Annotated in this window: 16 protein-coding genes and 1 riboswitch; of the genes, 5 read left to right on the top strand and 11 right to left on the bottom strand. The window is 68.4% G+C overall.

What is annotated here, in order from left to right:
- Positions 1-81 precede the first annotated feature (81 nt).
- Together ACOJVU_RS20960 and ACOJVU_RS20955 are read left to right on the top strand one after the other, a co-directional pair.
- Entirely contained in the window at positions 82-2,238 is a 2,157-nt protein-coding gene (locus ACOJVU_RS20960) for an elongation factor G-like protein EF-G2 (RefSeq protein ID WP_421531545.1), read from the top strand.
- A 6-nt stretch (positions 2,239-2,244) separates the two neighbouring features.
- Positions 2,245-2,727 carry a DUF2231 domain-containing protein gene (locus ACOJVU_RS20955; RefSeq protein ID WP_421531544.1) on the top strand — a complete coding sequence of 161 codons (483 nt, stop codon included), beginning with the start codon at positions 2,245-2,247 and terminating at the stop codon, positions 2,725-2,727.
- Between the two features lie 51 nt (positions 2,728-2,778).
- On the opposite strand, the gene ACOJVU_RS20950 is transcribed toward ACOJVU_RS20955, so the two are convergent.
- Positions 2,779-4,386 (bottom strand): FadD7 family fatty acid--CoA ligase, encoded by a 1,608-nt coding sequence (locus ACOJVU_RS20950; RefSeq protein WP_421531565.1) that lies wholly within the window; start codon positions 4,384-4,386, stop codon positions 2,779-2,781.
- Positions 4,387-4,647: 261 nt separating this feature from the next.
- On the opposite strand from ACOJVU_RS20950, the gene oxc reads away from it, so the two are divergent.
- Positions 4,648-6,354: an oxalyl-CoA decarboxylase gene (gene oxc / locus ACOJVU_RS20945; RefSeq protein ID WP_421531543.1), complete on the top strand. Its 1,707-nt coding sequence runs from the start codon at positions 4,648-4,650 to the stop codon at positions 6,352-6,354.
- On the opposite strand, the gene ACOJVU_RS20940 is transcribed toward oxc, so the two are convergent.
- Positions 6,338-7,270, bottom strand: a complete 933-nt coding sequence (locus ACOJVU_RS20940; RefSeq protein WP_421531542.1) for a LysR family transcriptional regulator — start codon at positions 7,268-7,270, stop codon at positions 6,338-6,340. The two genes, oxc and ACOJVU_RS20940, sit on opposite strands and share 17 nt — an antisense overlap.
- 296 nt (positions 7,271-7,566) lie before the next feature.
- Between ACOJVU_RS20940 and ACOJVU_RS20935 the strand changes: the two genes are divergently transcribed.
- Entirely contained in the window at positions 7,567-8,322 is a 756-nt protein-coding gene (locus ACOJVU_RS20935) for a L,D-transpeptidase (RefSeq protein ID WP_421531541.1), read from the top strand.
- Between the two features lie 251 nt (positions 8,323-8,573).
- Here ACOJVU_RS20935 and ACOJVU_RS20930 read toward each other — a convergent pair whose 3' ends face one another.
- Positions 8,574-9,209, bottom strand: a complete 636-nt coding sequence (locus ACOJVU_RS20930; protein ID WP_421531540.1) for a hypothetical protein — start codon at positions 9,207-9,209, stop codon at positions 8,574-8,576.
- A 296-nt stretch (positions 9,210-9,505) separates the two neighbouring features.
- Between ACOJVU_RS20930 and eno the strand changes: the two genes are divergently transcribed.
- On the top strand, positions 9,506-10,801 hold the full coding sequence (eno, locus tag ACOJVU_RS20925; RefSeq protein WP_421531539.1) for a phosphopyruvate hydratase: 1,296 nt from the start codon (positions 9,506-9,508) through the stop codon (positions 10,799-10,801).
- 73 nt (positions 10,802-10,874) lie between these two features.
- Here the strand turns inward: eno and ACOJVU_RS20920 are convergent, their stop codons facing one another.
- The 8 genes from ACOJVU_RS20920 to ACOJVU_RS20885 form a co-directional block, all read right to left on the bottom strand.
- Positions 10,875-11,744: a hypothetical protein gene (locus tag ACOJVU_RS20920; RefSeq protein ID WP_421531538.1), complete on the bottom strand. Its 870-nt coding sequence runs from the start codon at positions 11,742-11,744 to the stop codon at positions 10,875-10,877.
- A 5-nt stretch (positions 11,745-11,749) separates the two neighbouring features.
- Positions 11,750-14,167 carry a phosphoenolpyruvate synthase gene (gene ppsA / locus ACOJVU_RS20915; RefSeq protein ID WP_421531537.1) on the bottom strand — a complete coding sequence of 806 codons (2,418 nt, stop codon included), beginning with the start codon at positions 14,165-14,167 and terminating at the stop codon, positions 11,750-11,752.
- Between the two features lie 27 nt (positions 14,168-14,194).
- Positions 14,195-15,205 carry a dihydroorotate dehydrogenase-like protein gene (locus ACOJVU_RS20910; RefSeq protein WP_421531536.1) on the bottom strand — a complete coding sequence of 337 codons (1,011 nt, stop codon included), beginning with the start codon at positions 15,203-15,205 and terminating at the stop codon, positions 14,195-14,197.
- Positions 15,205-18,777 carry a pyruvate:ferredoxin (flavodoxin) oxidoreductase gene (gene nifJ / locus ACOJVU_RS20905; RefSeq protein ID WP_421531535.1) on the bottom strand — a complete coding sequence of 1,191 codons (3,573 nt, stop codon included), beginning with the start codon at positions 18,775-18,777 and terminating at the stop codon, positions 15,205-15,207. Before nifJ ends, ACOJVU_RS20910 begins: the two co-directional genes overlap by 1 nt.
- The gene (locus ACOJVU_RS20900) at positions 18,774-20,408 is read right to left on the bottom strand and encodes an NAD(P)-binding protein (protein WP_421531564.1); all 1,635 of its coding nucleotides are present in this window, start codon (positions 20,406-20,408) and stop codon (positions 18,774-18,776) included. Before ACOJVU_RS20900 ends, nifJ begins: the two co-directional genes overlap by 4 nt.
- A 199-nt stretch (positions 20,409-20,607) precedes the next feature.
- Entirely contained in the window at positions 20,608-20,961 is a 354-nt protein-coding gene (locus ACOJVU_RS20895; RefSeq protein WP_421531534.1) for a hypothetical protein, read from the bottom strand.
- On the bottom strand, positions 20,958-22,709 hold the full coding sequence (locus tag ACOJVU_RS20890) for an NRAMP family divalent metal transporter (protein ID WP_421531533.1): 1,752 nt from the start codon (positions 22,707-22,709) through the stop codon (positions 20,958-20,960). The genes ACOJVU_RS20895 and ACOJVU_RS20890 overlap by 4 nt, the downstream gene beginning before the upstream one ends.
- A 94-nt stretch (positions 22,710-22,803) precedes the next feature.
- Complete coding sequence (locus tag ACOJVU_RS20885) at positions 22,804-22,947, bottom strand: hypothetical protein (RefSeq protein ID WP_421531532.1); 144 nt, start codon at positions 22,945-22,947, stop codon at positions 22,804-22,806.
- Positions 22,948-23,185: 238 nt separating this feature from the next.
- A riboswitch (M-box (ykoK) riboswitch) is annotated at positions 23,186-23,414 on the bottom strand.
- Between the last annotated feature and the right edge of the window lie 122 nt (positions 23,415-23,536).

The raw sequence follows: 23,536 nt of genomic DNA, 5'->3' as shown, positions 1-23,536 counted from the left end.
CTTGTGGTCGGCGGTCGTTGGGTGAAGGGTAGCTGGATAGAGCTACGGCAGTAAGCGACCCGGGAAAGTCGGAGGGAAGCCATGGCGGACAAGACGAACAGTTCCCAGGGCGCGACGACCGCCCCCACCGCCACCGGCCCGGGTGACATCCGCAACGTGGTTCTCGTCGGACCGTCGGGAGCCGGCAAGACCACCCTCGTCGAGGCCCTGCTCGTAGCGGCCGGGGTGCTGTCCCGGGCGGGCTCGGTCACCGACGGAACCACGGTCTGCGACTACGACGACGCGGAGATTCGCCAACAGCGGTCGGTGGGCATCGCCGTCGCGTCCCTGTCGCACGACGGCGTCAAGGTCAACCTGGTCGACACCCCCGGATACGCCGACTTCGTGGGCGAGCTGAGGGCCGGACTGCGGGCGGCGGACTGCGCGCTTTTCGTGATCGCCGCGAACGAGGGGGTCGACGACCCGACGAGGTTGCTGTGGCAGGAGTGCAGCCAAGTCGGCATGCCCCGCGCGGTGGTGATCACCAAGCTCGACCACGCGCGAGCCAGCTACTCCGAGGCGGTGGCAGCGGCGCAGGACGCGTTCGGCGACAAGGTGTTACCGCTGTATCTGCCCACGTCCCTGCCGACCTGCGCCGGCCTGATCGGCTTGCTGTCGCAGACGTGCTACGACTACGCGGCCGGGCAACGGACGACCCACCCGCCGGACCCGTCGGACGCCGACCGCATCGAGGACGCCCGCGGCAGGCTGATCGAGGGGATCATCGAGGAATCCGAGGACGAGTCCCTGATGGAGCGCTACCTGGGCGGCGAGACGATCGACGAGGCCGTGCTCGTCGCCGACCTGGAGCGAGCCGTCGCCCGGGCGTCGTTCTTCCCGGTGATCCCGGTGTGCAGCGGCACCGGCGTCGGAATGCCGGAGCTCCTGGAGATCACCACCCGCGGATTCCCCTCACCGATGGAGCACCCGCTCCCGGAGGTGTTCACGCCGCAGGGCGCCCGGCACACCATGCTGGCTTGCGCCGTCGACGCGCCGTTGCTCGCAGAGGTGGTGAAGACGACGTCGGACCCCTACGTCGGCAGGGTCAGCCTCGTCCGGGTGTTCTCCGGCACGGTCAGGCCCGACGCGACGGTTCACGTGTCGGGCCATTTTTCGTCGTTTTTCGGCACGGGCAACGGGAACGGCCGCGCCCACCCTGACCATGACGAAGACGAACGCATCGGGGCGCTGTCCTTTCCGCTGGGCAAGCAGCAACGCCCGGCTCAGGCCGCGGTCGCCGGCGACATCTGCGCGATCGGCAAGCTGAGCCGGGCCGAGACCGGCGACACGCTGTCCGACAAGTCCGAGCCGCTGGTCCTCAAGCCCTGGACGATGCCCGAGCCGCTGCTGCCGGTCGCCATCGCGGCGCACGCCAAGACAGACGAGGACAAGCTGTCGGTCGGGCTGGCACGGTTGGCCGCCGAGGACCCGACCCTGCGCATCGAGCAGAACCCGGAAACCCACCAGATCGTGCTGTGGTGCATGGGCGAAGCTCACGCCGGCGTCGTGTTGGATGCGCTGGCCAACCGTTACGGCGTCACCGTGGACACGGTCGATGTCCGAATTCCGTTGCGGGAGACTTTCACCGGCACGGCCAAAGGCCACGGCCGCCACGTCAAACAGTCCGGCGGGCACGGCCAGTACGCGGTGTGCGACATCGAGGTGGAGCCGCTGCCGGAGGGCTCCGGGTTCCAGTTCGTCGACAGGGTGGTCGGCGGGGCGGTGCCGCGCCAGTTCATCCCCAGCGTGGAGAAGGGTGTGCGGGCCCAGATGGACAAGGGTGTGCAGGCCGGGTACCCGGTGGTCGACATCCGTGTCACCCTGATCGACGGCAAGGCGCACAGCGTCGACTCTTCGGACTTCGCGTTCCAGATGGCCGGCGCGCTGGCGTTGCGCGAGGCCGCGGCGGCGACCCGGGTGGCGCTGCTCGAACCGATGGACGAGATCTGGGTGCGGGTACCCGACGACTTCGTCGGCGCGGTGATGGGAGACCTGTCGAGCCGCCGCGGACGGGTGCTGGGTACCGAGGCCGGCCCCGACCGCACGGTGGTGCACGCCGAGGTGCCGCAGGTGGAACTGACCCGCTACGCCATCGATCTGCGTTCGCTGGCGCACGGGGCGGCGTCGTTCACCCGGTCGTTCGCCCGATACGAACCGATGCCGGAATCGGCGGCCGTCCGGATGGCGGCTAGTGTCTGAGAAGGCATGTCGACTTTCAACGGACTTCCCGCCCATATCCTGCTGAACCATTTCGTCGTCGTCTTGGCGCCGCTGACGGCCGTCCTGGCGATCGTGTGCGCGTTGTGGCCCGCGGCGCGACGAAGGCTGATCTGGCTGGTCGTCGTCCTGGCGGTCGCCACGGCGGCCTTGACCCCGGTGACCGCCGACGCGGGTGGCTGGCTGGCGGCGCGGGTCCGCACCGCGCCCGCCATGGAGCCGATACTGGACGCGCACGAGCAGTTGGGGTCGACGTTGGTCTACATCGTCGCGGCTCTGCTGGCCACCGTCGCGCTGCTGGCCGCCGTTCACGTCCGCCAGAAGCGCGGAACGGCGGTCAGCCTGGTCGCGCAGTCGGTGGTCGGGGTGCTGGTGGTGGTCGCCGCCGCCGCGACACTGGTCCAGACGTACCGCATCGGCGATTCGGGCGCGCGGGCGGCGTGGGGCACCGTGTCGTCATCGGCCCCCTGACCGCTCTCGGAAGTGCCCACCGTGCCGGCTTTTTCGGCCGTCCCGGACGACTCAGCCCGTCGTGCCGAATCGCGCGGCCACGGCGCGGCGGTCCAGCGAGCCCTTTGCGGTGTGGGGTAGCTCGTCGGCTTCCTGGAAGGTGCTCGGCATCTCGAAGGGCGCCAACCGGCGCCGGCAGAACGCCAGCAGTTCGTCGGGGGTCGGTGCGGCGGATTCCCGGGGAACGATCACCGCGGCCACGGTTTCCCCGTACAACCTGTCGGGCATCCCGAACACCGCGACCTCCAGCACACCGGGGTGGCCGGCCAGGACGGCCTCGACGCGTTCCGGCGAGATCTTCTCCCCACCCCGGTTGATCAGCTCCTTGATCCTGCCGCGGATGCTCAGGTCGCCGGCCGCCGACAGTGAACCGAGGTCGCCGGTGCGCAGCCACCCGTCGGTGAAGTTGGCCGCGGTGATCGCCGGGTCGCCGAGGTAGCCGCGCACGACGGTCGATCCGCGCAGCCAGATCTCGCCGACCGCCCCGGCGGCCAACGGCCCGCCGTCGGGCCCGGCGATCCGGATGTCAGGGCCGGTCGACCGGCCGACGAGACCGGGCGTCTCGGCGGGATTTTCGCGTTGGTCGATGCCCGTGCTGGACACCTGGTGGGTGGCCTCGGTCATGCCGAACGCGCACACCACCGGCGCGGAGAAGGTGTCGTGCAGCGCCTGCGCCGTCTCCGGGGTGAGCGGGGCACTGCAGCTGCGGATGAACCGCAGCGCCGCCGGTGGAGTCGTGGCCCGGTCGGCCCGGCACCGGTCGGTCTTGGCGCGTTCCAGCAGGATCTGGTGAATCGTCGGGACCGCGGTGTACCAGGTGGCCCCCACGGCGGCGATGTCGTCCCAGAACGTGTGCGCCGAGAACCGCCCGCGCGCCGGCAGCAACACCGCACCGCCGGAGGCCAGCGTCGCCAGCAGCGCGGCCAGCAGGCCGTGTCCGTGGTAGAGCGGCATCACCGCGACGGTCGCATCGTCGGGGCCCAGGCTGTAGCCGGCGACGATGGCACGCACCGAGGCCGCGAGGTTGGCGTTGGTCCACGGGACCATCTTCGGCATACCGGTCGTCCCCCCGGTGAACATGATCATGGCGTCGTCGGACCGCAGCCCCTCGGGCGCCGGGGACCCGGCCGGCGGCGTGGTCGCGACGTCCAAGCCGACCGCGGGGCCGCCGTCGGAGCCGATGGTCACCGCGATCGGCCACCAGCCCGGCGCCGGATCCCGCTCGTCGGGCACGTCCCCGTCGACGAGCACCACCCGCGCGCCCACGGCCTCGCTGCGTCGCCGCTGCTCGGCGACGGGCAGCGCCGGGTCCAACGGGACTGCGATCAGCTCCGCCCGCGACGCCGCCAGCAGGCCGACGACGAACTCGGCGTTGCTGCCCGCGCGCAGCGCGACGCGCTCACCGGGCGCCAGACCGGCCGCCCGCAACCGGCCGGCCAGATCGTCGACCACCCGGACCAGGTCGCGGTAGCCGATCCGGATGCGGTCGCCGGTCACGACGAGCGCCGGCGCCTCCGGCTGCCGCGCCGCAGCCGTTTGGACCAGGTCAGCGATGCGAGGGGCTCCCGACGCCGCGGCCGGCCCTGTCCCGGCCTCACCGTGAATCGCCTCAGTCCCCATCGCCATGTCCCTTCTCGAATGACCCCGTTGCGGGCCGAAAAGCTCCTGCCGGCACCATGCCGCGCAGCCGTGCCGGCCGTCCAATACCGATGCCGTCACAATTGATAACCGATGACTATTGAACCCCAGCGACCGGCCTGCGCCCACCGACGACAACTTGCGTGAATCGGTGCATAGCGGCTTAGTCTTGGACACCTCCGGGCGCCGGGAACACAGTGATCACGGACCCGATCGACCACCAGGACACGAGGAGGCGCCACCATGGCGACCGATGCGGCATCTGCGGGGTCGGCACAGTCGACCGACGGCTTCCACCTCGTTGTCGCTGCCCTCAGGGCCAACGACATCGACACCATCTACGGGATCGTCGGCATCCCGATCACCGACCTGGCCCGCGTGGCGCAGGCGTCCGGGATCCGCTTCATCGGCTTCCGCCAGGAGGCCTCGGCCGGCAACGCCGCCGCCGCCGCCGGGTTCCTCACCCGCCGTCCGGGGGTCTGCTTGACGACGTCGGGGCCCGGGTTTCTCAACGGCCTGCCCGCGATCGCCAACGCCACAACGAACTGCTTCCCGATGATCCAGATCTCGGGCTCCAGTAACCGCGCGCTGGTCGATCTGCAGCGAGGCGACTACCAGGATATCGACCAACTAAGCGCCGCAAGGCCTTTCGCGAAGGCGGCATACCGGATCTCCCGGGCGGACGACATCGGGCGCGGGATCGCGCGCGCCATCCGCACGGCGGTCTCCGGCCGGCCCGGCGGGGTGTACCTCGACATCCCCGGTGAGGTGCTGGGCCAGACCATGGACGTCACCGCCGCGACGCGGACCATCTGGCGGGTGGTGGACCCGGCGCCGCGCCAGCTCCCGGCGCCCGACGCGGTCGAGCGCGCGCTGGCGTTGCTCGCACACGCCCAACGCCCGCTGGTGGTTCTCGGCAAGGGCGCGGCCTACGCCCAGGCCGACGATGTGATCCGGAAGTTCCTGGAGGAAACCGGGATTCCGTTCCTGCCGATGTCGATGGCCAAGGGGCTGCTGCCGGACTCGCACTCGCAGTCCGCCGCAGCGGCCCGCTCGCTGGCGATCTCGCGCGCGGACACGGTGTTGCTGGTGGGTGCCAGGCTGAATTGGCTCCTGGGCCACGGCTCCTGCCCGCAGTGGTCCGCCGATGCCACGTTCATCCAGGCCGACATCGCGGCGTCGGAGTTCGACAGCAACCAGCCGATCGCGGCGCCGCTGGCCGGCGACATCGGCTCGGTGATGTCGGCGCTGCTCGCCGGTGCGGTGCAGCGCCCGATCACCGCGCCGGCGGAATGGGTCGGCGAGCTGGCCGAACGTAAAGCGAGCAACGAAGCCACAATGCGCCGACGGCTCGCCGAAAACCCCTACCCCATGAGGTTTCACAACGCACTGGGTGCCATCCGTTCAGTGCTGCAGGAAAACCCGGACGTGTACGTGGTCAACGAGGGGGCCAACGCGCTGGACCTGGCCCGCAATGTCATCGACATGGAGCAGCCGCGCCACCGGCTCGACACCGGAACCTGGGGCGTGATGGGCATCGGCATGGGCTACGCCATCGCCGCCGCGATCGAGACAGGCAGGCCCGTGGTCGCGATCGAAGGCGACAGCGCATTCGGCTTCTCGGGCATGGAAGTCGAGACCATCTGCCGGTACCGGCTTCCGGTGACCGTGGTCATCCTCAACAACGGCGGTGTCTACCGCGGCGACGAAGCGCCGCCCGGCCTGGATCCGGCGCCCACAGCACTCAACGCGCGGGCGCACCACGAGCTGATCGCGGAGGCGTTCGGCGGCACGGGATATCACGTCACCACGCCCGCTGAGCTGCGCTCGGCGCTGACCGCGGCGATCGCCGCCGGCGGCCCCTCGATCATCGACTGCGAGCTCGACCCGTCGGCCGGGGTGGAAAGCGGACACCTGGCAAACCTGAACCGGATCAGCGCCGGTGCCTGAGACCCGGCAGCTGAGCGTCGAAGAACTCGTCGAGCGCCAGCTCCCGGGCGGAAGCGGTCAACGCGCGGGCGATCGGCGAGCCGGGCCCGGCGGAGTTGGTGGCGAGCGCGATCTCGGCTTTCACCACCGGGTCCACCATTTCGACCGCGCGGATGTCGGCGTTCAGCGGTGAGGTCCACAGCCAGGTATGGGGCACGATGCACGCCCAGTTGCCCGTGGCGACTTGCGCTAAGAGCGAAGCGACGGAATCGGTTTCGACGTGCGGCGTGACGGCGATGGCGTGGCCGGCGAAAGCCTCGTCGATGAGCTGGCGGTCCCGCATGTCCGGGGTGAGCAGGGCCAGCGGCAACTGCGCGGCCTGCGGCCACGTCAGCGTCGTCGCACCCGAGGGCACCATGTCCGCAGGCGAGAGGAGCACATAGCGCTCCTCGTAGAGCGGGACCAGGTCGACCTCGCGCGCCTCGTCGGGCGAGGTGTGCACGATGGCGGCGTCCAACTCGAACTCGCGCACGCGCCGGTACAGTTCGGTGGCCGCCAGCCGGGACAGAATCTGGACCTTGGCCAGCGGGTGCGCCGCGCAGAAGGCCGAGAGGAACAGCGACGCCGTGGTCGAGGCGGTCGGGACGGTACCCAGCCGCAGCGTCCCGGTGATGCCCGACCGCATCGCGCGCACCTCGGCTTTGAAGGCATCGTGTTCGGCGAGGATGCGCTTGGCCCACAAGACCAGTCGCTCACCTTCGGGGGTGAGGCCCTCGAAGCTGTGCCCCCGGTTGATCAGCGTCACGTTCAGCTCGCGTTCGAGCTTGGCGATCGCCGAGGACAGCGCGGGCTGCGATACGTAGCACTTCTCGGCCGCCCGGGCGAAATGGCGTTCCTGGGCGACCGCGACGAAATACTCCAATTGACGGAAGAGCACCCGCACCTCCTGGCCCCCCGGGCACCGATCCGCCGAGGCTAGCGCGTCGCCCGGGCGTCAGCCACTCCGGCGGCACTCCGGCGGCACTCCGGCGCGACGGCGCAGGACCGGCGTCGGGCGACCCCGCCAAACCCTGGCAAACCTTTGTGCCGCGCGGTGGCGAAATCGCGTCCGAGGAGTGATCGGATCGTGATCCGGACTCCGCAGCAATGCGCCATCGTTTGCCGAAACGGCATCTGGTGGACAGCAACTACACTATCGTTGTGTTGATCGCACCATCTCGGAGGGCGGGCGCTATGCGTCGATGGGTTCGTTATCTATCTGTGATGACGGCGATCACGACGACGAGCGTGATGGGCTCCGCGACCCGCAGCACGGCCGCGGTCCCAGCGCCCGAACCGGCCCCCCGCGTCACCTCGATTTTGCCCGCCGACGGCGCGGTGGTGGGTGTGGCGCATCCCGTCGTGGTGGCCTTCGCCGCGCCGGTGTCCGACCGCAGTGCCGCCGAGCGTTCCGTCCACGTGTCGTCGCCGGGCACTGTGCGAGGACACTTCGAATGGGTACGCGACAACGTCGTGCAGTGGGTGCCGGACCGTTACTGGCCCGCCCACAGCCACGTCTCGGTGGGGGTGCAGGCGCTGACGACGGGCTTCGACGTCGGTGACGAGGTGCTCGGCGTGGCCAGCATCTCCGCTCACACGTTCACCGTGAGCCGCAACGGCGAAGTGCTGCGCACCATGCCGGCGTCCCTGGGAAAGCCCACCCGGCCCACGCCGATCGGGCACTTCACCGCCCTGCAGAAGCAGCGCAGCGTGGTGATGGACTCACGCACCATCGGCATCCCCCTCAGCTCTCCCGAGGGCTACAAGATCACGGCCCAGTACGCGGTCCGGGTGACCTGGAGCGGTGTCTACGTGCATTCGGCGCCGTGGTCGGTGAACTCGCAGGGCTATGCCAACGTCAGTCACGGATGTATCAACCTCAGCCCCGACGACGCCGCCTGGTACTTCAACACCGTCAACGTGGGCGATCCGATCACCGTCGTCGCCTGACGCGCCGTGCTGCCGCTCCGATGTTTGCCGGCAACATCCCTGACCGGCCTGTGGCGACCGCCGCGGCGTGAGGGCTGCCGGCCGACAGGGTCGGTGGGACGCGGCAAACCCGCCTGACGCCGCCGCGCGTTGCGAACCGCGCCGGCCCCAGCGCCGCCGACGACGCCGACGCCGACGCCGACGCCGACAGACCTGATCAGCTAATCATTTTGCGGTACAACACTTTACGCGGCCATCGAGGCGATCCTCGGTCAGTCGGGCAGCGCACCCTTGATCGCGGCGTCCTGCTTGCGGCCGATGCCGACCACCGCCCCCGGATCCATCGGAGCGCTCGGTGGGCTGTCGAATTCCATGTTGACCAGCGCCTTACCCTCGGTGAACACCAACACGGTGACCGCTTTGGCGTTGTCGGCGGTGCCGGAGATCCCAGAAAGCATCGCCCCCTTGGAGCCGACGTCCACCGGCCGCCACGTGCCGCTCACTTTGCCCGCGTAGTTGTTCTTGGTGTTCTCGACGCCGGTCGCGGCCGCCGCGGGATCCGCGAAGATCAAGATGAAATCCCCGACCCTCCTGCTGCTGTCGGCGCTGACGAACAACTGCGCGACGCCGAGGCCGTTATCCGGGTTCAACAGGGGGGATTGGGGAGCGGTGAAATCGGCCCCGATATCAGCTGGGTTGATAAGCAGCCCGCGGTAATCCATGCGTTGTCCCGGCGGCGGGCTCGTCACCGTGCTCGGTGGAGTCGATTTGGCCGGTTCCACTGCGGACGTCGTCGTGCTCGACGGCGACGGCGCGGAGGCGGAGCGTTCGTTGCCGCAGCCGCAGACCGTCGCGCCGACCACGACCGCGAGCGCCCAGCCGGTCACGGTTGTACAGGCAGTCTGCATGGGCGTTCCTTCCACGTCGAGAAACCGTTGCGAGCCGCCTGTTGAGCGTAGTCGGCCGCCACGAACTCATCCGGGAGTGTGCGCACGGGGCGGCGTAGGAGTCGGCTGGCTTCTTGGTCCGACGCCACTCTGCTGGCCGCGCGACACTTGCAGGCTACAATTACTGGTCTCACCCATGATGGCGGTGGGGCTCGCCACAATTGCGCGTCACACATCGACGGCCAACGGTCCCTACGGAACAAACCGATTACTCGGTTGAGAAGCTGTTCAGTCGAGTTCGACAGGGAGGAAAGCAAGTGGCCGTAGAGTTTTCGTCACTATCTGCCATCGAGATTCTGGACTCGCGCGGGCGGCCGACCCTTTCGGTGTCGGCAAACCTCAAGGACGGCAGACGGGTGACTTCCGGCGTGCCGTCGGGAGCTTCGACCGGCAGCCGGGAAGCTGTCGAATTGCGGGACCACGACGATCGCTACGGCGGCCTGGGCGTGCGCAAAGCGGTGGCCAATGTCAATGGCCCGATCGCAGAAGCGTTGACCTGCCGGACATTTGCCAGCCAGGAGGAGATCGACCTGGCGCTGCGAGGGCTGGATGGCACTGCGGACAAGTCCCGCCTGGGCTCCAACGCCATTGTCGGTGTCTCAACCGCAGCTGCCCGGGCGTTCGCCCTGGTGTCTGGTCAGCCTCTGTGGCAGTGGATGATTCCGGTTGATGTGACGCCGCGACTGCCGGTGCCACACTTCAATGTGGTCAACGGAGGTGCGCACGCCCTCAACGACCTCGATTTCCAAGAGTTCATGATCGCGCCGGTCGGGGCGCCGTCCCTGCCGGAAGCTGTACGTGCCGGCGCTGAGGTATACCGGCGATTGCGGTCGATCCTGGCTGACCGCAACCTGGCGACCGGGTTGGGCGACGAGGGCGGATTTGCTCCCGAGATCAGTTGTCCGGAAGACGTTCTGACGCTGCTCACCCAAGCGATAAGCGAGGCCGGTTATGTCACCGGAGACAGCGGTGTCGCGATTGCCCTCGATCCGGCCGCGAACGGGTTCTACCGGGACGGTCGCTACCAGGTCGACGGCCAGTCGCTGTCCGGCGACGATCTCATCGAGCGCTACCTGAGTATCGTCGAGAAATATCCTGTCTGGAGCATCGAGGACGGGATGGATGAGCATGACACGGTCGGGTGGCAGAAGCTCACCGAGAAGCTCGGCGAAAAAGTGCAATTGGTCGGCGATGACAACTTCGTGACCAACCCCGACGTGATTGCTGCTGCGGTGCGGGCCGGGATCGGCAATGCCGCCCTGATCAAGGTCAATCAGATCGGAACGGTGTCAGAAACCCTGGAGGCGCTCGCCCTGTGTCGACGGTCGGGCTACGGCGCGATGATCTCTCATCGATCGGGAGAGACCATCGATTCGTTCATCGCCGACCTCGCTGTCGCTTCGGGCTGCGGCCAGATCAAGTCGGGCGCACCCGCCCGCGGCGAACGCGTCGCCAAGTACAACCGCCTCCTCGACATCGCCTCGACGACAACGGACCTGCCGTTCGGGCTGCCCAGCGCTCAACGGCCCCGTCGTCCCTCTTCGGGAGTCTGACCGCCTCGGCGACGACCCGGTTACGGCGAGAACGCCGGGCGGCTCGTGACACCGTGCCCGAACCGGCACGGTGTCACGGTTGCGGCCTGTCCAGTTCGTCGAGCAGGAGCTCCGCCCGCAGCCCGTACCAGGTGTCGCGTAGCGTGGTGACCGCCCCGTGGCGTGCCCCCAAGCCGCCGTTCGGGCGCTGCAGCAAGCCCAGACTGGCCGCGATCGCCGCCGGGTGCCTCGGTAGAATCCGCAGCGTTTTGGCCAGTTCCTGACCCGCCCACAACGCTCCGACCGTGGTCACCTGCGCGTCCGGGCGCAGCCGCATCCCGAGGGTGGCGTCTTCGCAGCCGCGCAAGAACCCGAGCACCCGGTCAGGGTGCTGCGGCGCGATGCCTGCGCGGTTCGCCAACTGGACGGCGACCGCGGTGGTCTCCAGATCAGCGCCGGGACGCGCCCAGCCGCCCTGGGGGTCAGCCGAGACGGTCAGCAAATCGGCCAGTTCGGCGCGCTGCCCGGCATCGAGGTCCAGCAGCTCGGCAACGCGTAGAACACCATCAAGGGCCGCACGCCAGTCCTGCGTCGTTGTTCGCGGGGCTTCGAGCAACCGCTGCGCCCACGCCGTCAGCCATGCTGCCGGCGAAACTGACGGCAACAGACCCAACAGCTCGAGAGCCCGCAGGGCTGCCCAACCAATGGTCAGGCTGGGGTAGCCGCCGTCGTCGTTCTGCACGCTGTCCAGCCATCGTCCGGTCACCGCGGCCTCGGGGGGTTCGACGCCCAGCAACCGCAACGAATCCAGCGCCGCCAACGTGTCAGGGGTGTTGGGCTCCTCGACGCCCCATATCGGTGTGCGGTAATAGCAGAATCCCCCCTCGGGGGTACGCCGACTCAGCACATAGCGCGCCGCCGCATCCCGATCGACGATGGCCGCGAACAGTCGCGAGGTGGGCACGCGCGTTACCGTTGCACCGGCTGCGACGCGACCTGCTGTTCCAGTTGGAGGATCTGCGTGGTGGTCTTCACCACCACATCGGGATTCAGGCTTATCGAGTCGATGCCGAGGCGCACCAGGAATTCGGCCATGTCGGGATAGTCCGAAGGCGCCTGACCGCACAGTCCGGAGTGAATGTTGTTGCGGCGACAGCCTTCCACGGCCATGCGGATCATCTCCTTGACGCCGTCGTCGCGTTCGTCGTAGTCGAAGGCCACGATCTCGCTGTCACGGTCGACGCCGAGGGTGAGCTGGGTCAGATCGTTGGAGCCGATCGAAAAACCGTCGAAGCGTTTGGCGAATTCGTCGATGAGGATCACGTTGTTCGGGATCTCGCACATCGCGTAGACCTTGAGGCCGTTCTCGCCGCGGCGCAGACCATGTTTGGCCATCTCGCCCAGGACCAGGTCAGCCTCGGCCACACGGCGCACGAACGGCAGCATGAGCACGACGTTCGTCAGCCCCATCTGCTCGCGCACGCGTTTCATGGCCAGGCACTCCAGGGCGAACCCTTCTGCGTAGGCCGGATGGGCGTAGCGCGACGCGCCGCGGAAGCCGATCATGGGATTGTTCTCTTCGGCCTCGAAGGCGGCCCCGCCGACCAGGCTTGCGTACTCGTTGGTCTTGAAGTCCGACATTCGCACCACGACCGGCTTGGGCCAGAACGCGGCGGCGATGGTGCCGATTCCCTCCGACAGCCGTTCCACGAAGAAATCCCCGCCGCCGGAGTAGGCATAGGTCAGCCGCTCGATGGAGCGCCGGGCCTGCGGATCGTCGACCCTGTCCGGATGCAGCAGGGCCAGCGGGTGGACCCTGATGTACTCGCTGATGATGAACTCCATGCGGGCGAGCCCGACGCCGTCGTTGGGCAGAAACGACGTCTTGAAGGCGAGATCGGGGTTGCCGAGGTTGATCATGATCTCGGTGCGGGGCCGTTTGATGCCGGCCACCTCGCTCCGGTCGACGTGGAAGCCGAGCTCGCCGCGGTACACGCGTCCCGTGTCGCCCTCGACACAGGACACCGTGACCACGGCGCCGTCCGGCACACTCGTGGTCGCGTCGCCCGCGCCGACAACGGCCGGGATGCCGAGCTCGCGGGCGATGATCGCCGCGTGACAGGTGCGCCCGCCCCGGTTGGTGACGATCGCGGCGGCAGCCTTCATCACCGGCTCCCAGTCCGGTGTGGTGGTGTCGGCCACCAGCACCTGGCCGGGCCGGAAGTCCGACAGGTTCCCCAGGTTGTCGATCCGTTTCGCCACTCCCGAGGCGACCTTCTCGCCCACCGAGCGGCCCTCGGTGAGTATCTGCCTCGAATCCAGGCCATTGTCTTCGAGCACATAGGTCTCCAGCACCGTCAGGCTGCGCTGGGAGGTGGCCGTCTCGGGGCGAGCCTGGACGATGTAGAGCTTCCCGTCCAGGCCGTCCTTGGCCCACTCGATGTCCATCGGCCGGCCGTAGTGCGCCTCGATGGCGCACGCATAGCCGGCCAGCTCGAGCACGTCGGAGTCGGTGAGGCAGAAACGGGCCCGGTCGGCCCGCGGGGTGGGGATGTTGCGGGTCGTGTTCTTCGTCTCTCCCTCGACGAACACCATCTTGACCGCCTTGTCGCCGATCAGTCGACGCAGCACGGCGCGGTGCCCGGCCAGGTAGGTCGGCTTGTGGACATAGAATTCGTCGGGGTCGACCGCGCCCTGGACCACGTTCTCCCCCAGGCCGTACGAGCCGGTCACGAACACGACGTCGCTGAAGCCCGATTCGGTGTCGATCGTGAACATCACCCCCGAGGCGGCCAGGTCGGAGCGCACCATCTTCATCACGCCGATCGACAGCCAGACTTTGAAATGGTCGAAACCCTGGTCGATCCGGTAGTGGATGGCCCGGTCGGTGAACAGACTGGCGAAGCAGCGCCGGCACGCGTCCAGGAGACTCTCGGCGCCCGTGATGTTGAGGTAGGTGTCCTGCTGGCCCGCGAAACTCGCCGTCGGCAGGTCCTCGGCGGTCGCCGAGCTGCGCACGGCCAGGCTGACAGTCTCACCGTATTCGTCCTGCAGTCTGCGATAGGCATCCAGAATCTCGCCGGCCAGGTCGGCGGGAAGCCCGGCGCCGTAGACGATCTCGCGGGCTCGTTTGCCCTTGCGCGCCAACGCGGTGACGTCGGCCGGGTCGAGATCGTCGAGCTCGGCATGCAGCGCGTCCCAGGCGCCGGCGCTGTCGAGCATGTGCTTGTAGGCCTCGGCGGTGATCGCGAACCCGTGCGGGACGCGGACGTCCTGCCCGGACAGTTTCTGGTACATCTCGCCGAGCGAGGCGTTCTTGCCGCCGACGAGTGGCACGTCGCCGATGCCGATCTCCTCGAAGAAACGAATGTAGGTGAACCTGCTCATGTCCGCATCCTCCGTGTGTGTGCTGTGTCAGTACGTGCCGTCGGCACCGCGGTTGGCCCCATGGACCGCCCGGACGTAGTCCGCGCGTTCTCGTGCCGCCCACCCCTCGGCGTCCGGGGCCGCCAGCAGCCCGCGTACCTCGTCGAGGGCTCGAAATCCCTTGCGGTCCATCCAGGTGCTCAGATCCCGCAGGAGCACACTCGCGTATTCGGGGCCATGACGCAGCAGCGCCGACGCCGACTGGACCACATCGGCGCCCGCGAGGAGATACTTGGCCACGTCAGCACCGTGCTCGACCCCGCTACTCCCGGCCAGCGAGGCGCGCACCCGTCCGCGCAGCAAGGCGATCCACGTCAGCGGCAATCGTGTCTCAGTCGGCGTCGACAACGTGACGGCGCGCACCGTCGTGAGGGTTTCCGGATCGATGTCGGGCTGGAGAAACCGATTGAACAACACCAGCCCGTCGACGCCGGCATCATCCAGCCGGTGCGCCACGTCAGCGATGGCACTGAAATAAGGACCGAGCTTGACGGCGATCGGAATTGTGGCCGCGCTCTTGACCCCGGCGAGTACGTCCAGGTGGCGCTGTTCCACCGCGGCGCCGTCGACACCGGTGTCTCCGGGAAGGTAATAGATGTTCAACTCGATCGCCGCCGCGCCGGCATCCTCTATCCAACGGGCGTAGCGCGCCCAGCTGCCCGGGGTGGAGGCGTTGAGGCTTCCGATGACGGGCACGTCCACGGCGGCTGCTGCGCGTTCGACAAAGCGCAGATAGCGTTGAGGGCCCCGGCTGTTTGAGACGGCGGAGGGAAAGTAACTCAACGACTCGCTGTAACTCTCGCTGCCCTGGGCGACGATTCGCTCGTCGAACCGGGACTCTTGCAGCAGCTGTTCCTCGAACAACGAATGCAGCACCACCGCACCGATCCCGGCGCCGGCAAGCCGCCGCACGCCGTCGACCGTGCGGCTGAGTGGCGACGCCGAAGCCAGCACCGGGTTGCGCAGCGGCAGACCGAGGTAGCGGGTGGACAGGTCCATCAGTGCTCCCGACGCGGATCGGACGGGAACTGTTGCGGCTCGCGAGAAGCCATGTCTTCGTAGACCGCCCAGCGCTGATCGATGGACTCCTGGGCCAGCGCCAAAAGCCGTTCGGCTTCGTCCGGGTCGGCATTGCGCAGGCTGCGGTAGCGCAGCTCGCGATAGCGGTAGTCGGCCAGCGGCAGGCGGGGGCGGTGCGAATCCAGCAGGAACGGTGTCGCCCCCGCCTCGCGGAGCATCGGGTTGTAGCGGATCAGTGGCCAGTGCCCGCTGGCCACGGCCCGATACTGCTGGTCAAGGCCGTGGCGCATCTCGAAGCCGTGCGCGATGCAGTGGCTGTAGGCGATCACCAGCGACGGCCCGTCATAGGCTTCCGCTTCGCGGAACGCCAGCAAAGTCTGCTGTGGATCGGCGCCCATGGCGACCCGCGCGACGTACCCACTGCCGTACGAAACAGCCTGTAACGCAAGGTCTTTTCGGGGTACCGTCTTTCCCGACGCGGCGAACTTGGCCACGGCACCCAGTGGGGTGCTCTTCGACATCTGCCCGCCGGTGTTCGAATACACCTCGGTGTCGAGCACGAGCACGTTGACGTTGCGTCCGCTGGCCAGCACGTGGTCGAGTCCGCCCGAGCCGATGTCGTAGGCCCAGCCGTCGCCGCCGACGATCCACACGCTACGACGAATCAGGTGGTCGACGAGACCACGTAACTCGTCACCCACTTCGGGTTCCAGTCGGTCGAACCGGTCGAGGAGTTCGGCGACCCGCCGACGCTGGGCATGCAGCTCCGATTCCCGCAGTTGCGGGGCGTCCAGGACGGCATCGACGAGCTCGGCGCCGAGGACCTCACGCTGCTCGGCCAGCCGCTGTCGCGCCTGGGTCAGGTGAACGTCGGCGGCAAGCCGAAGGCCCAGACCGAACTCCGCGTTGTCTTCGAACAGCGAATTGGACCAGGCTGGACCGCGCCCTTCGGCGTTGGTGGTCCACGGCGTCGTCGGCAAGTTGCCCCCGTAGATCGAAGAACATCCCGTGGCGTTGGCGACCATCAAACGGTCACCGAACAACTGCGACAACAGCTTCAGGTAGGGGGTTTCGCCGCAGCCTGCGCAGGCGCCCGGGAATTCGAACAACGGCTGCAGGAACTGCGCGCCGCGCACGGTGCCGAAATCCACCGTCGATCGGTTGGCCACCGGCAAGGTTTCGAAGAAGGCGGCGTTTCGGCGACCGTCGGCGACCAGCGGCTCCCGCGGAGCAAGGTTGATCGCCTTTCTGACCGGCGCGCCGGGGACGACAGCCGGACAGGCTTCGACGCACAGACCGCATCCGGTGCAGTCTTCGACGTAGACCTGCAGCGTGTAGCGGGCGCCGGGAAGGCCTACCGCGTCCAGCGGTGCCGACGGGAAGGTGGCCGGCGCGTCGCCAAGCCGTTCGCTGTCGTAGAAGGTGGTGCGAATGACGCTGTGCGGGCACACAAACGAGCAGTTGCCGCACTGGATGCAGCTGTCCGGATCCCACGTCGCGACGAGGTCGGCGATGTTGGGTTTCTCGTAGGCCGCGGTCCCGCTGGGATAGCTGCCGTCCGCCGGCAGGGCGCTGACCGGCAGCGCGTCTCCGCGCCCGGCGATCATCTCCGCGGTCACGGTCCGCACGAAATCGGGCGCGTCGACCGGAACCAGCGGCTCGGGCCTGTGGCCGGAGGTTACCCGGTCGGGTACTTCGACCCGGTGTAACCGCTGCAGGGCACGATCGACGGCGTCGATTTCGCGGGCCACCGCGTCGGCACCGTGCCCGGCGTAGGTTTTGGCCACGCTGTCTTTGATCCTGGTGATGGCCTCGTCGATCGGCAGAATTCCGGAGATGGCGAAAAAGCAGGTCTGCAAGACGATGTTGATCCGCCCGGCCATCCCGACCTCACGGGCGATGGCGTTCGCGTCGACGACGTAGAGACCGATGTTTTTGTCGATGATCTGCCGTTGCACCGTCGCCGACAGGCTGTCCCACACCCGCTCGGGTGGACGGGGGCTGTTGAGCAGAAGTGCGGCGCCCGGAGCGGCACGGCCGAGCACATCGACGCGGTCGAGGAACCGCTGGTGATGGCATCCGACGAAGTCGGCCTGCTGCACCAGGTAGGGCGCGCGAATGGGCTCGGGACCGAACCGCAGATGCGAGACCGTCTGGGAGCCAGATTTTTTCGAGTCGTAGACGAAATACCCTTGTGCGTGGACGTTCGGCTCGGCGCCGAGGATCTTGATGGTGTTCTTGTTCGCGCCGACGGTCCCGTCCGATCCCATCCCGAAGAAGACCGCTTTGGTGATCGCCGGGGATTCGACGTCGAACGCCGGGTCGTAGTCGATGCTGGTGCCGCTGACGTCGTCGTCGATGCCGACGGTGAAGCGGGTCCGCGGCCGCTCGGCGGCCAGCTCGGCGAAGACTCCGGCGACCATGGCGGGGGTGAATTCCTTCGACGACAGCCCGAACCGCCCGCCGCACACCAGTGGCAGTGAGGACCGTTCGCCGCGGCTGTAGCCCTCGGCCAGGGCGGCCGTGACGTCCAGGTACAGCGGCTCGCCGAACGACCCCGGCTCCTTGGTGCGATCCAGTACTCCGACCGTGCGTACCGTCGACGGGAGCGCCGTCAGCAGCGCCTGCACCGGAAAAGGCCGGTATAGCCGCACCTGGATCACCCCGACCCGCTCGCCGCGGGCGGTCAGCGCGGCCACCGTCTCGGCCGCCGCCTGTCCGCCCGAACCCATCAGCACCAGCACGCGGTCGGCCCGGGGGTGCCCCGTGTAGTCGACGACGTGCATGGGGCGCCCGGTGCGCCGGCCGAGCTCGGCCATCAGCGCGTCGACCAGCTCGGGCACGCGGGCATAGAAAGGGTTGACCGTCTCGCGAGCCTGAAAATACGTATCGGGATTCTGGGCGGTGCCGCGGATGAACGGCCGATCCGGCGACAGTGCCCGGTCACGATGCCCCAGGATCAGCGACGTGGGCACCAGCGCGCGTAGGTCGTCGTCATCGAGCATCTGAATCGTGTTGAGTTCGTGGGAGGTGCGGAACCCGTCGAAGAAGTGCAGGAACGGGACCCTGCTGCGCAGGGTGGCCGCGTGGGCGATCAACGCTAGGTCATGGGCCTCCTGCACCGAGGCGGAGGCCAACAGCGCGAATCCCGTCTGGCGTGTGGCCATCACGTCGGAGTGGTCGCCGAAGATGGACAGTCCCTGAGCGGCCAGCGATCGCGCGGCGACGTGGATGACCGCCGAGGTCAGCTCGCCGGCGATCTTGTACATGTTGGGGATCATCAGCAGCAGGCCCTGCGACGCGGTGAAGGTGGTGGCCAGCGCCCCGCCCTGCAGGGCGCCGTGCAGCGCTCCCGCGGCGCCGCCCTCGCTTTGCATCTCCACCACCGACGGCACGGTGCCCCACAGGTTGGGACACCGCCGGCTGGACCACTCGTCGGCCAGCTCGGCCATCGGCGAGGACGGGGTGATGGGATAGATGCAGCACAGCTCGCTGAGCCGGTAGGCCACCGACGCCGTCGCCTCGTTGCCGTCCACTGTCGCGCGCATCATGTTCTTTCTGCGACCATGTCGATGGCGTGCACCGGGCATTGGTCGAAGCACGTCGCGCACCCGGTGCATTTGTCGTAGTCGAACCGATAGCGGTGACCGCGGCCCAGCTTGATCACCGCGTCTTCCGGGCAGGCCCCCAGGCAGCCGTCGCATTCGAAGCAGTTCCCGCAGGACAGACACCGGCCCGCCTCGAACGTCGCCTCCTGCTCGGACAATCCGCCGACGACCTCGTCGAATCCGGTCAGCCGCTGCCGCGGGGGGAGTTCGGGCTCGGCCCTTCGGGAGGCGTCGCCGAAGTACCACAGGTGCATCAGGTCGAACTCGGCGACCCGATGCTTGGGCGGGCGTTGCCAGGAGTCGCCGCGCAGCCAGGCGTCGATGTGGTGGGCGGCCTTCTTGCCGTGCCCGACGCCGACCGTCACGGTCCGCTCGGACGGCACCATGTCGCCGCCCGCGAACACCCCTGGGCAGCCGGTCATCAGCGTCGCCGAGACCAGAACCGATCCGTCGTCGTCGAACTGCACGCCGGGCAGGTTGCGCATGAACGCCGACTCGGTCTTCTGCCCCAACGCCATGATCACGGTGTCGGCGGCCAGAGTCTCGAAATGCCCGGTGGGCATCGGGCGTCCGGACTCGTCGATCTCCATCAATTCCACACGCAGCTCAGATCCCTGCAGGGCGGAGATGGTGCGCAACCAGTTGATCCGAACCCCTTCGCTTTCAGCCTCATCGACTTCCTCGGGATGCGCGGACATCTGGGCCGCGGTGCGGCGATAGATGATGACCGTGTCCTCGGCGCCGAGACGACGGGCGACGCGGGCCGTGTCCACCGCGGTATCGCCGCCACCGTAGACGGCGACGTGGCGGCCGATCTCGGGGCGTTCTCCCGACGCGACATCATGCAGGAACGACACGGCATCCAGCAGCGACCCGGCATCCGTGACGGGGATGTCGACCCGCTTGGCCAGGTGGGCACCGACGGCCACGAACACGGCGTCGAAGTTGCCGTCGGCGCGTTCGGCGGCGAGGTCGTCGACCCGGTGCCCGCTGGTGAACTGCACGCCGAGCGCGACAATCCGCCGAACCTCGGCGTCCAGCACATCGCGGGGCAACCGGTAGTCGGGGATTCCGTAGCGCATCATCCCGCCAGGTTCGGCGCCGGCGTCGCGGACCTCTACCTGATGCCCCATCCGGGCCAGGTGATAAGCGGCTGAGAGTCCGCTGGGGCCCGCGCCGACCACGAGGACACGTTGACCCGTCGATCGTGGCGGCGGCGCGAACTGCCAGCCGTGGTCACGTGCGGTGTCACCGAGGAACCGCTCCACCGCGTGGATGGACACCGCGGCATCCAGATGCGTTCGATTACAGACTGACTCGCAGGGGTGGTAGCAGACCCGGCCGTGGATCGCGGCGAACGGATTGTCGGCGACCAGCTGGCGCCATGCCTGCTCGTACTGACCGGCGCGGGCGTGGGCCAACCAGGCCTGGATGTTTTCCCCGGCGGGGCATCTGGCGTTGCACGGCGGCAGCAGGTCGACGTAGACCGGGCGTCGGCCACGGACGGGACCGGCGCGCTGCCGGTCGTGGCGCAGGTCGGGCAGGGCCGTCACGTCGCCGAAGGGCACCGCCACGGCCCCGGGGCCGGCGGTGCGGGGTTGGTCGGCCGTCACTCACGTCACGCTATCGATGGTTGTCCGCCGCCGCTGCATGCGTAAGACCCTCACGGCGAGGACTTCTGACCCTGAAGAAACCCGGCAACGACGCCCGGTCTTCAGTCAGGCTCCCAGCGGCTCCCGCGTCGCGGACCCCTGGGGAGGCTGGCAGCGTTCCTTACGGGCTCAGACTGATCAGCATTTCCGGGATATCGATGAGGTCCAGAGCGCTCGCGAGCCCCGCACCGAGGACCACCTGACCTTCGAGGAAGAGCGAAAACGAGTCCAACCCGACGGTGGCTGCCAGAGGATCACCGACCGCGTTGGCCAAACCGGCCGGATCCCCCGCGAGGAATTCTTGGAGCCCGCCGGCGAAGAGGCCCGCGTCGCAGGCCGGTAAGGAGATGCCGGTGGCGACGCCGACGTCGGCTGTCGGCAGCAGCGCGGCATAAGCAGTGGTGAACGCATCGGTGAGCGGTCCAGTGGTGTTTGCACACCCGCGACAAAATCGTTGTGCTGGAGCTTTACTCACAGTGACGTGGCGGGTGCGATGATGCCCGCCTGCGCGATCTTGACGACGACCAGCACGACGGCCACCACCAGGTAGGCACGCAGGGTGAACAGCCCCATCCGCCGGATCGGCGACATGGCGGGGCGGGCCAGTCCGGCCAGATCGGGTGTCTGCCAGTCCAATCGGTCCTGCAGGCGCACCGCACGGCGTTCGGCACGCGAGAGCAGCGGGGTGTCGTCGAGCCGGTCGACCTGCTCGGGGTCCAGGCAGCCGCCCAGTGCCCGCACGATGACTTCCGCCTCCTGCCGGTCGATGTAGCGCCGGCCGGCGACGATCCCAGCGGCCCCGCCCGCGATACCGGTCACCGCGCCGACGGCGAGCCCGGCCTCGATGGTGGCCGTCGACAAGCCCGGGAAGAACGTCGTCGCCGTCAGGGCCAGCGACAGCAACACCAGCGACCAGACGATGGCCCACGCGACGATGTTCTGCCGCACAGTGTTCACCCAGGGCCCCAGCACCGCGCGGTCGTTGCACAGCAGGACCAAGAACACCGTCGCCGAAGGCAGCAGCACACCGGCGAGCGCCTGAACGCCCTGGGTCACCAGGCCCAGCACGTGGTCGGGGCTGAACGCGACTGCCGCAGACACCGCGAGCAGCATCGCGTAGCCGCCGTAGAACATCCGCGCCTCACCGATCTTCCAGTGCAGGGAGTGTCGCCGTCCGATCGCGTCGCCCACGGCGTAGGTGGTGGCCAGCCCGATGGCATTCGCCCCGATCAGCGACGCGTCGAGCAGGATGATCGCGAACAGCGCCCCTACCGTGCCGCCGAGGTGGCGGGACAAACCCGAGGCGACCGCGCCCGCATCGGTGAAGTCGCCCACGCCGGCGCCGGCCAGCCCGAACGCGGTCACCGCCATCAAGGCGGTGGCGCCGACGACGACCACGACGATCCCGATGACCAGATCGGCCCGCGCGTAAGGAATCCAGCGCGCGGTGATGCGCTTGTCCACCACGTTGGACTGCTGGAAGAACAGTTGCCACGGCGCCACCGTGGTTCCCACGATCGCGATGATCAACAGCAGCACGGTGGAGTCCAGCCCACCCGGGAACCGCGGCACCAGGCCGTCGGCCGTCCTGGCCAGGCTGGGATGGACCAGCAGGACCATCGGCACGACGAGCACGTTCACCGCGATCAGCAGGAACATCAGCGCTTCCCAGCGGCGAAACGAGCCGCCGGCCACCACGGCGAACAACAGCACGGCGGCGGCGGGAATCGCGACGATCTTGGGACAGCCGAGATAGCCCAGCGCCAGGGCTACCCCGATGAATTCGGTCACGATCGTGAGGGCGTTGAGGATCAACAGATCCCCGACGCTGAACGCACCCCAGAACTTGCCGAAACGCTCGAATATCAGCCGCGCGTGCCCCACCCGGGTGACCGCACCGAGGCGCAGCACCATCTCCTGGTTGACGTAGAGCACCGGGATCAGGAAGACCAGCGTCCACAGCAGGGCCATCCCGTAGTTCTGTCCGGCCTGTGCGTATGTCGCGACGCCTCCGGCGTCGTTGTCGCCCACCATGACGATCAGTCCCGGGCCGGTGATGACCATCAGGGTGCGCAGGCGGCGCAAGCGGCCGACGCGGGCGTCGGCGCCATCGTGCCGGATGCGGCCGAACGCGCCGACGATGTCGCCGATGTGCGCGGAATCCGGCACGGCCTGACCGGCCACGTCGGGCAGGCCGTGCCGGGGGGCGGAGAGTGAAGTCATCGGTTTCTCACTGTCTGTGCGAGCTGCGCGAGTGCAGTCCCGAAACGCGTTGGGCCACTGCGATCGTCGATAGGGTGGGGCGGGCGCGGACCGATCAGCGCCGCGTGTTCGCACCGTCCGGCGACTGCGCCGCGGCCAGCACGCTGATCGGCATCCGCGACACGTAGCGGTTCGCCCGCTCCTGGGCGGTCGGGCGGTGCCGTGCGCACCAATGGTTGAGCACCTCAACAAAAGCCATGATCTTCTCCTCGAGGAGGCCCGATCGGCTCACGGCGTGCAGCGCGTCAGACGCACCCGGCGATCAGCCGGCGCGCAGCGGGCCGGAAGCGGATTGGGACGAGACGGAATGCGGATATGGACTATCGCCTGGACTGGTTCTGCTCATCTCGCCCTCACCTCCTCACGGCCGGGACACGCGCGGGTGTCGTGGCATCCACCTGAACGGAAGAGGCACGAATGACGGCCGCACACTGCCGACCGCACCCCTCTCGTCGGAGCTTCGGCACTGCACGGCGTATCCAGGACGTAGCCGATGGTCGCGACCCGCTGCGCCCGGCTTCGCCGCGCTTGGGATCGCTCCTCGTCCGGAAGCCACTTGGGCTCAACCCTTGGGTCCGGGAAGAGCTGTCCTGACCCGGGGCGTCTCTCGACGTTCGGGGTCAGTGGCCTGTATCCGTGCAGACGCCTCACCTACCGAGGTGCTTGCCGCTCCATGTTCGCACCGCGACCTGCTGCGCGTCAAACACCCGCCGCGCCGAACAGGCATACCCTCGAGCGCACCGAGGCGATGAGCGCGTTCTACAGCCCGGTGACGCCGATCGCCGCCG

Source organism: Mycobacterium sp. THU-M104 (assembly GCF_049197365.1).
In the GTDB taxonomy this organism is placed as follows: Bacteria; Actinomycetota; Actinomycetes; order Mycobacteriales; family Mycobacteriaceae; genus Mycobacterium.
This window is presented reverse-complemented; position numbering and strand designations above follow the sequence as displayed.

Coding starts and splice junctions, on each gene's coding strand:
- ACOJVU_RS20910 (WP_421531536.1), bottom strand. CDS start 15,205: ATGGACCTGTCCACCCGCTACCTCGGTCTGCCGCTGCGCAACCCGGTG.
- ACOJVU_RS20890 (WP_421531533.1), bottom strand. CDS start 22,709: ATGACTTCACTCTCCGCCCCCCGGCACGGCCTGCCCGACGTGGCCGGT.
- oxc (WP_421531543.1), top strand. CDS start 4,648: ATGGCGACCGATGCGGCATCTGCGGGGTCGGCACAGTCGACCGACGGC.
- ACOJVU_RS20885 (WP_421531532.1), bottom strand. CDS start 22,947: ATGGCTTTTGTTGAGGTGCTCAACCATTGGTGCGCACGGCACCGCCCG.
- ACOJVU_RS20960 (WP_421531545.1), top strand. CDS start 82: ATGGCGGACAAGACGAACAGTTCCCAGGGCGCGACGACCGCCCCCACC.
- nifJ (WP_421531535.1), bottom strand. CDS start 18,777: ATGATGCGCGCGACAGTGGACGGCAACGAGGCGACGGCGTCGGTGGCC.
- ACOJVU_RS20950 (WP_421531565.1), bottom strand. CDS start 4,386: ATGGGGACTGAGGCGATTCACGGTGAGGCCGGGACAGGGCCGGCCGCG.
- ppsA (WP_421531537.1), bottom strand. CDS start 14,167: ATGAGCAGGTTCACCTACATTCGTTTCTTCGAGGAGATCGGCATCGGC.
- ACOJVU_RS20930 (WP_421531540.1), bottom strand. CDS start 9,209: ATGCAGACTGCCTGTACAACCGTGACCGGCTGGGCGCTCGCGGTCGTG.
- ACOJVU_RS20955 (WP_421531544.1), top strand. CDS start 2,245: ATGTCGACTTTCAACGGACTTCCCGCCCATATCCTGCTGAACCATTTC.
- ACOJVU_RS20935 (WP_421531541.1), top strand. CDS start 7,567: ATGCGTCGATGGGTTCGTTATCTATCTGTGATGACGGCGATCACGACG.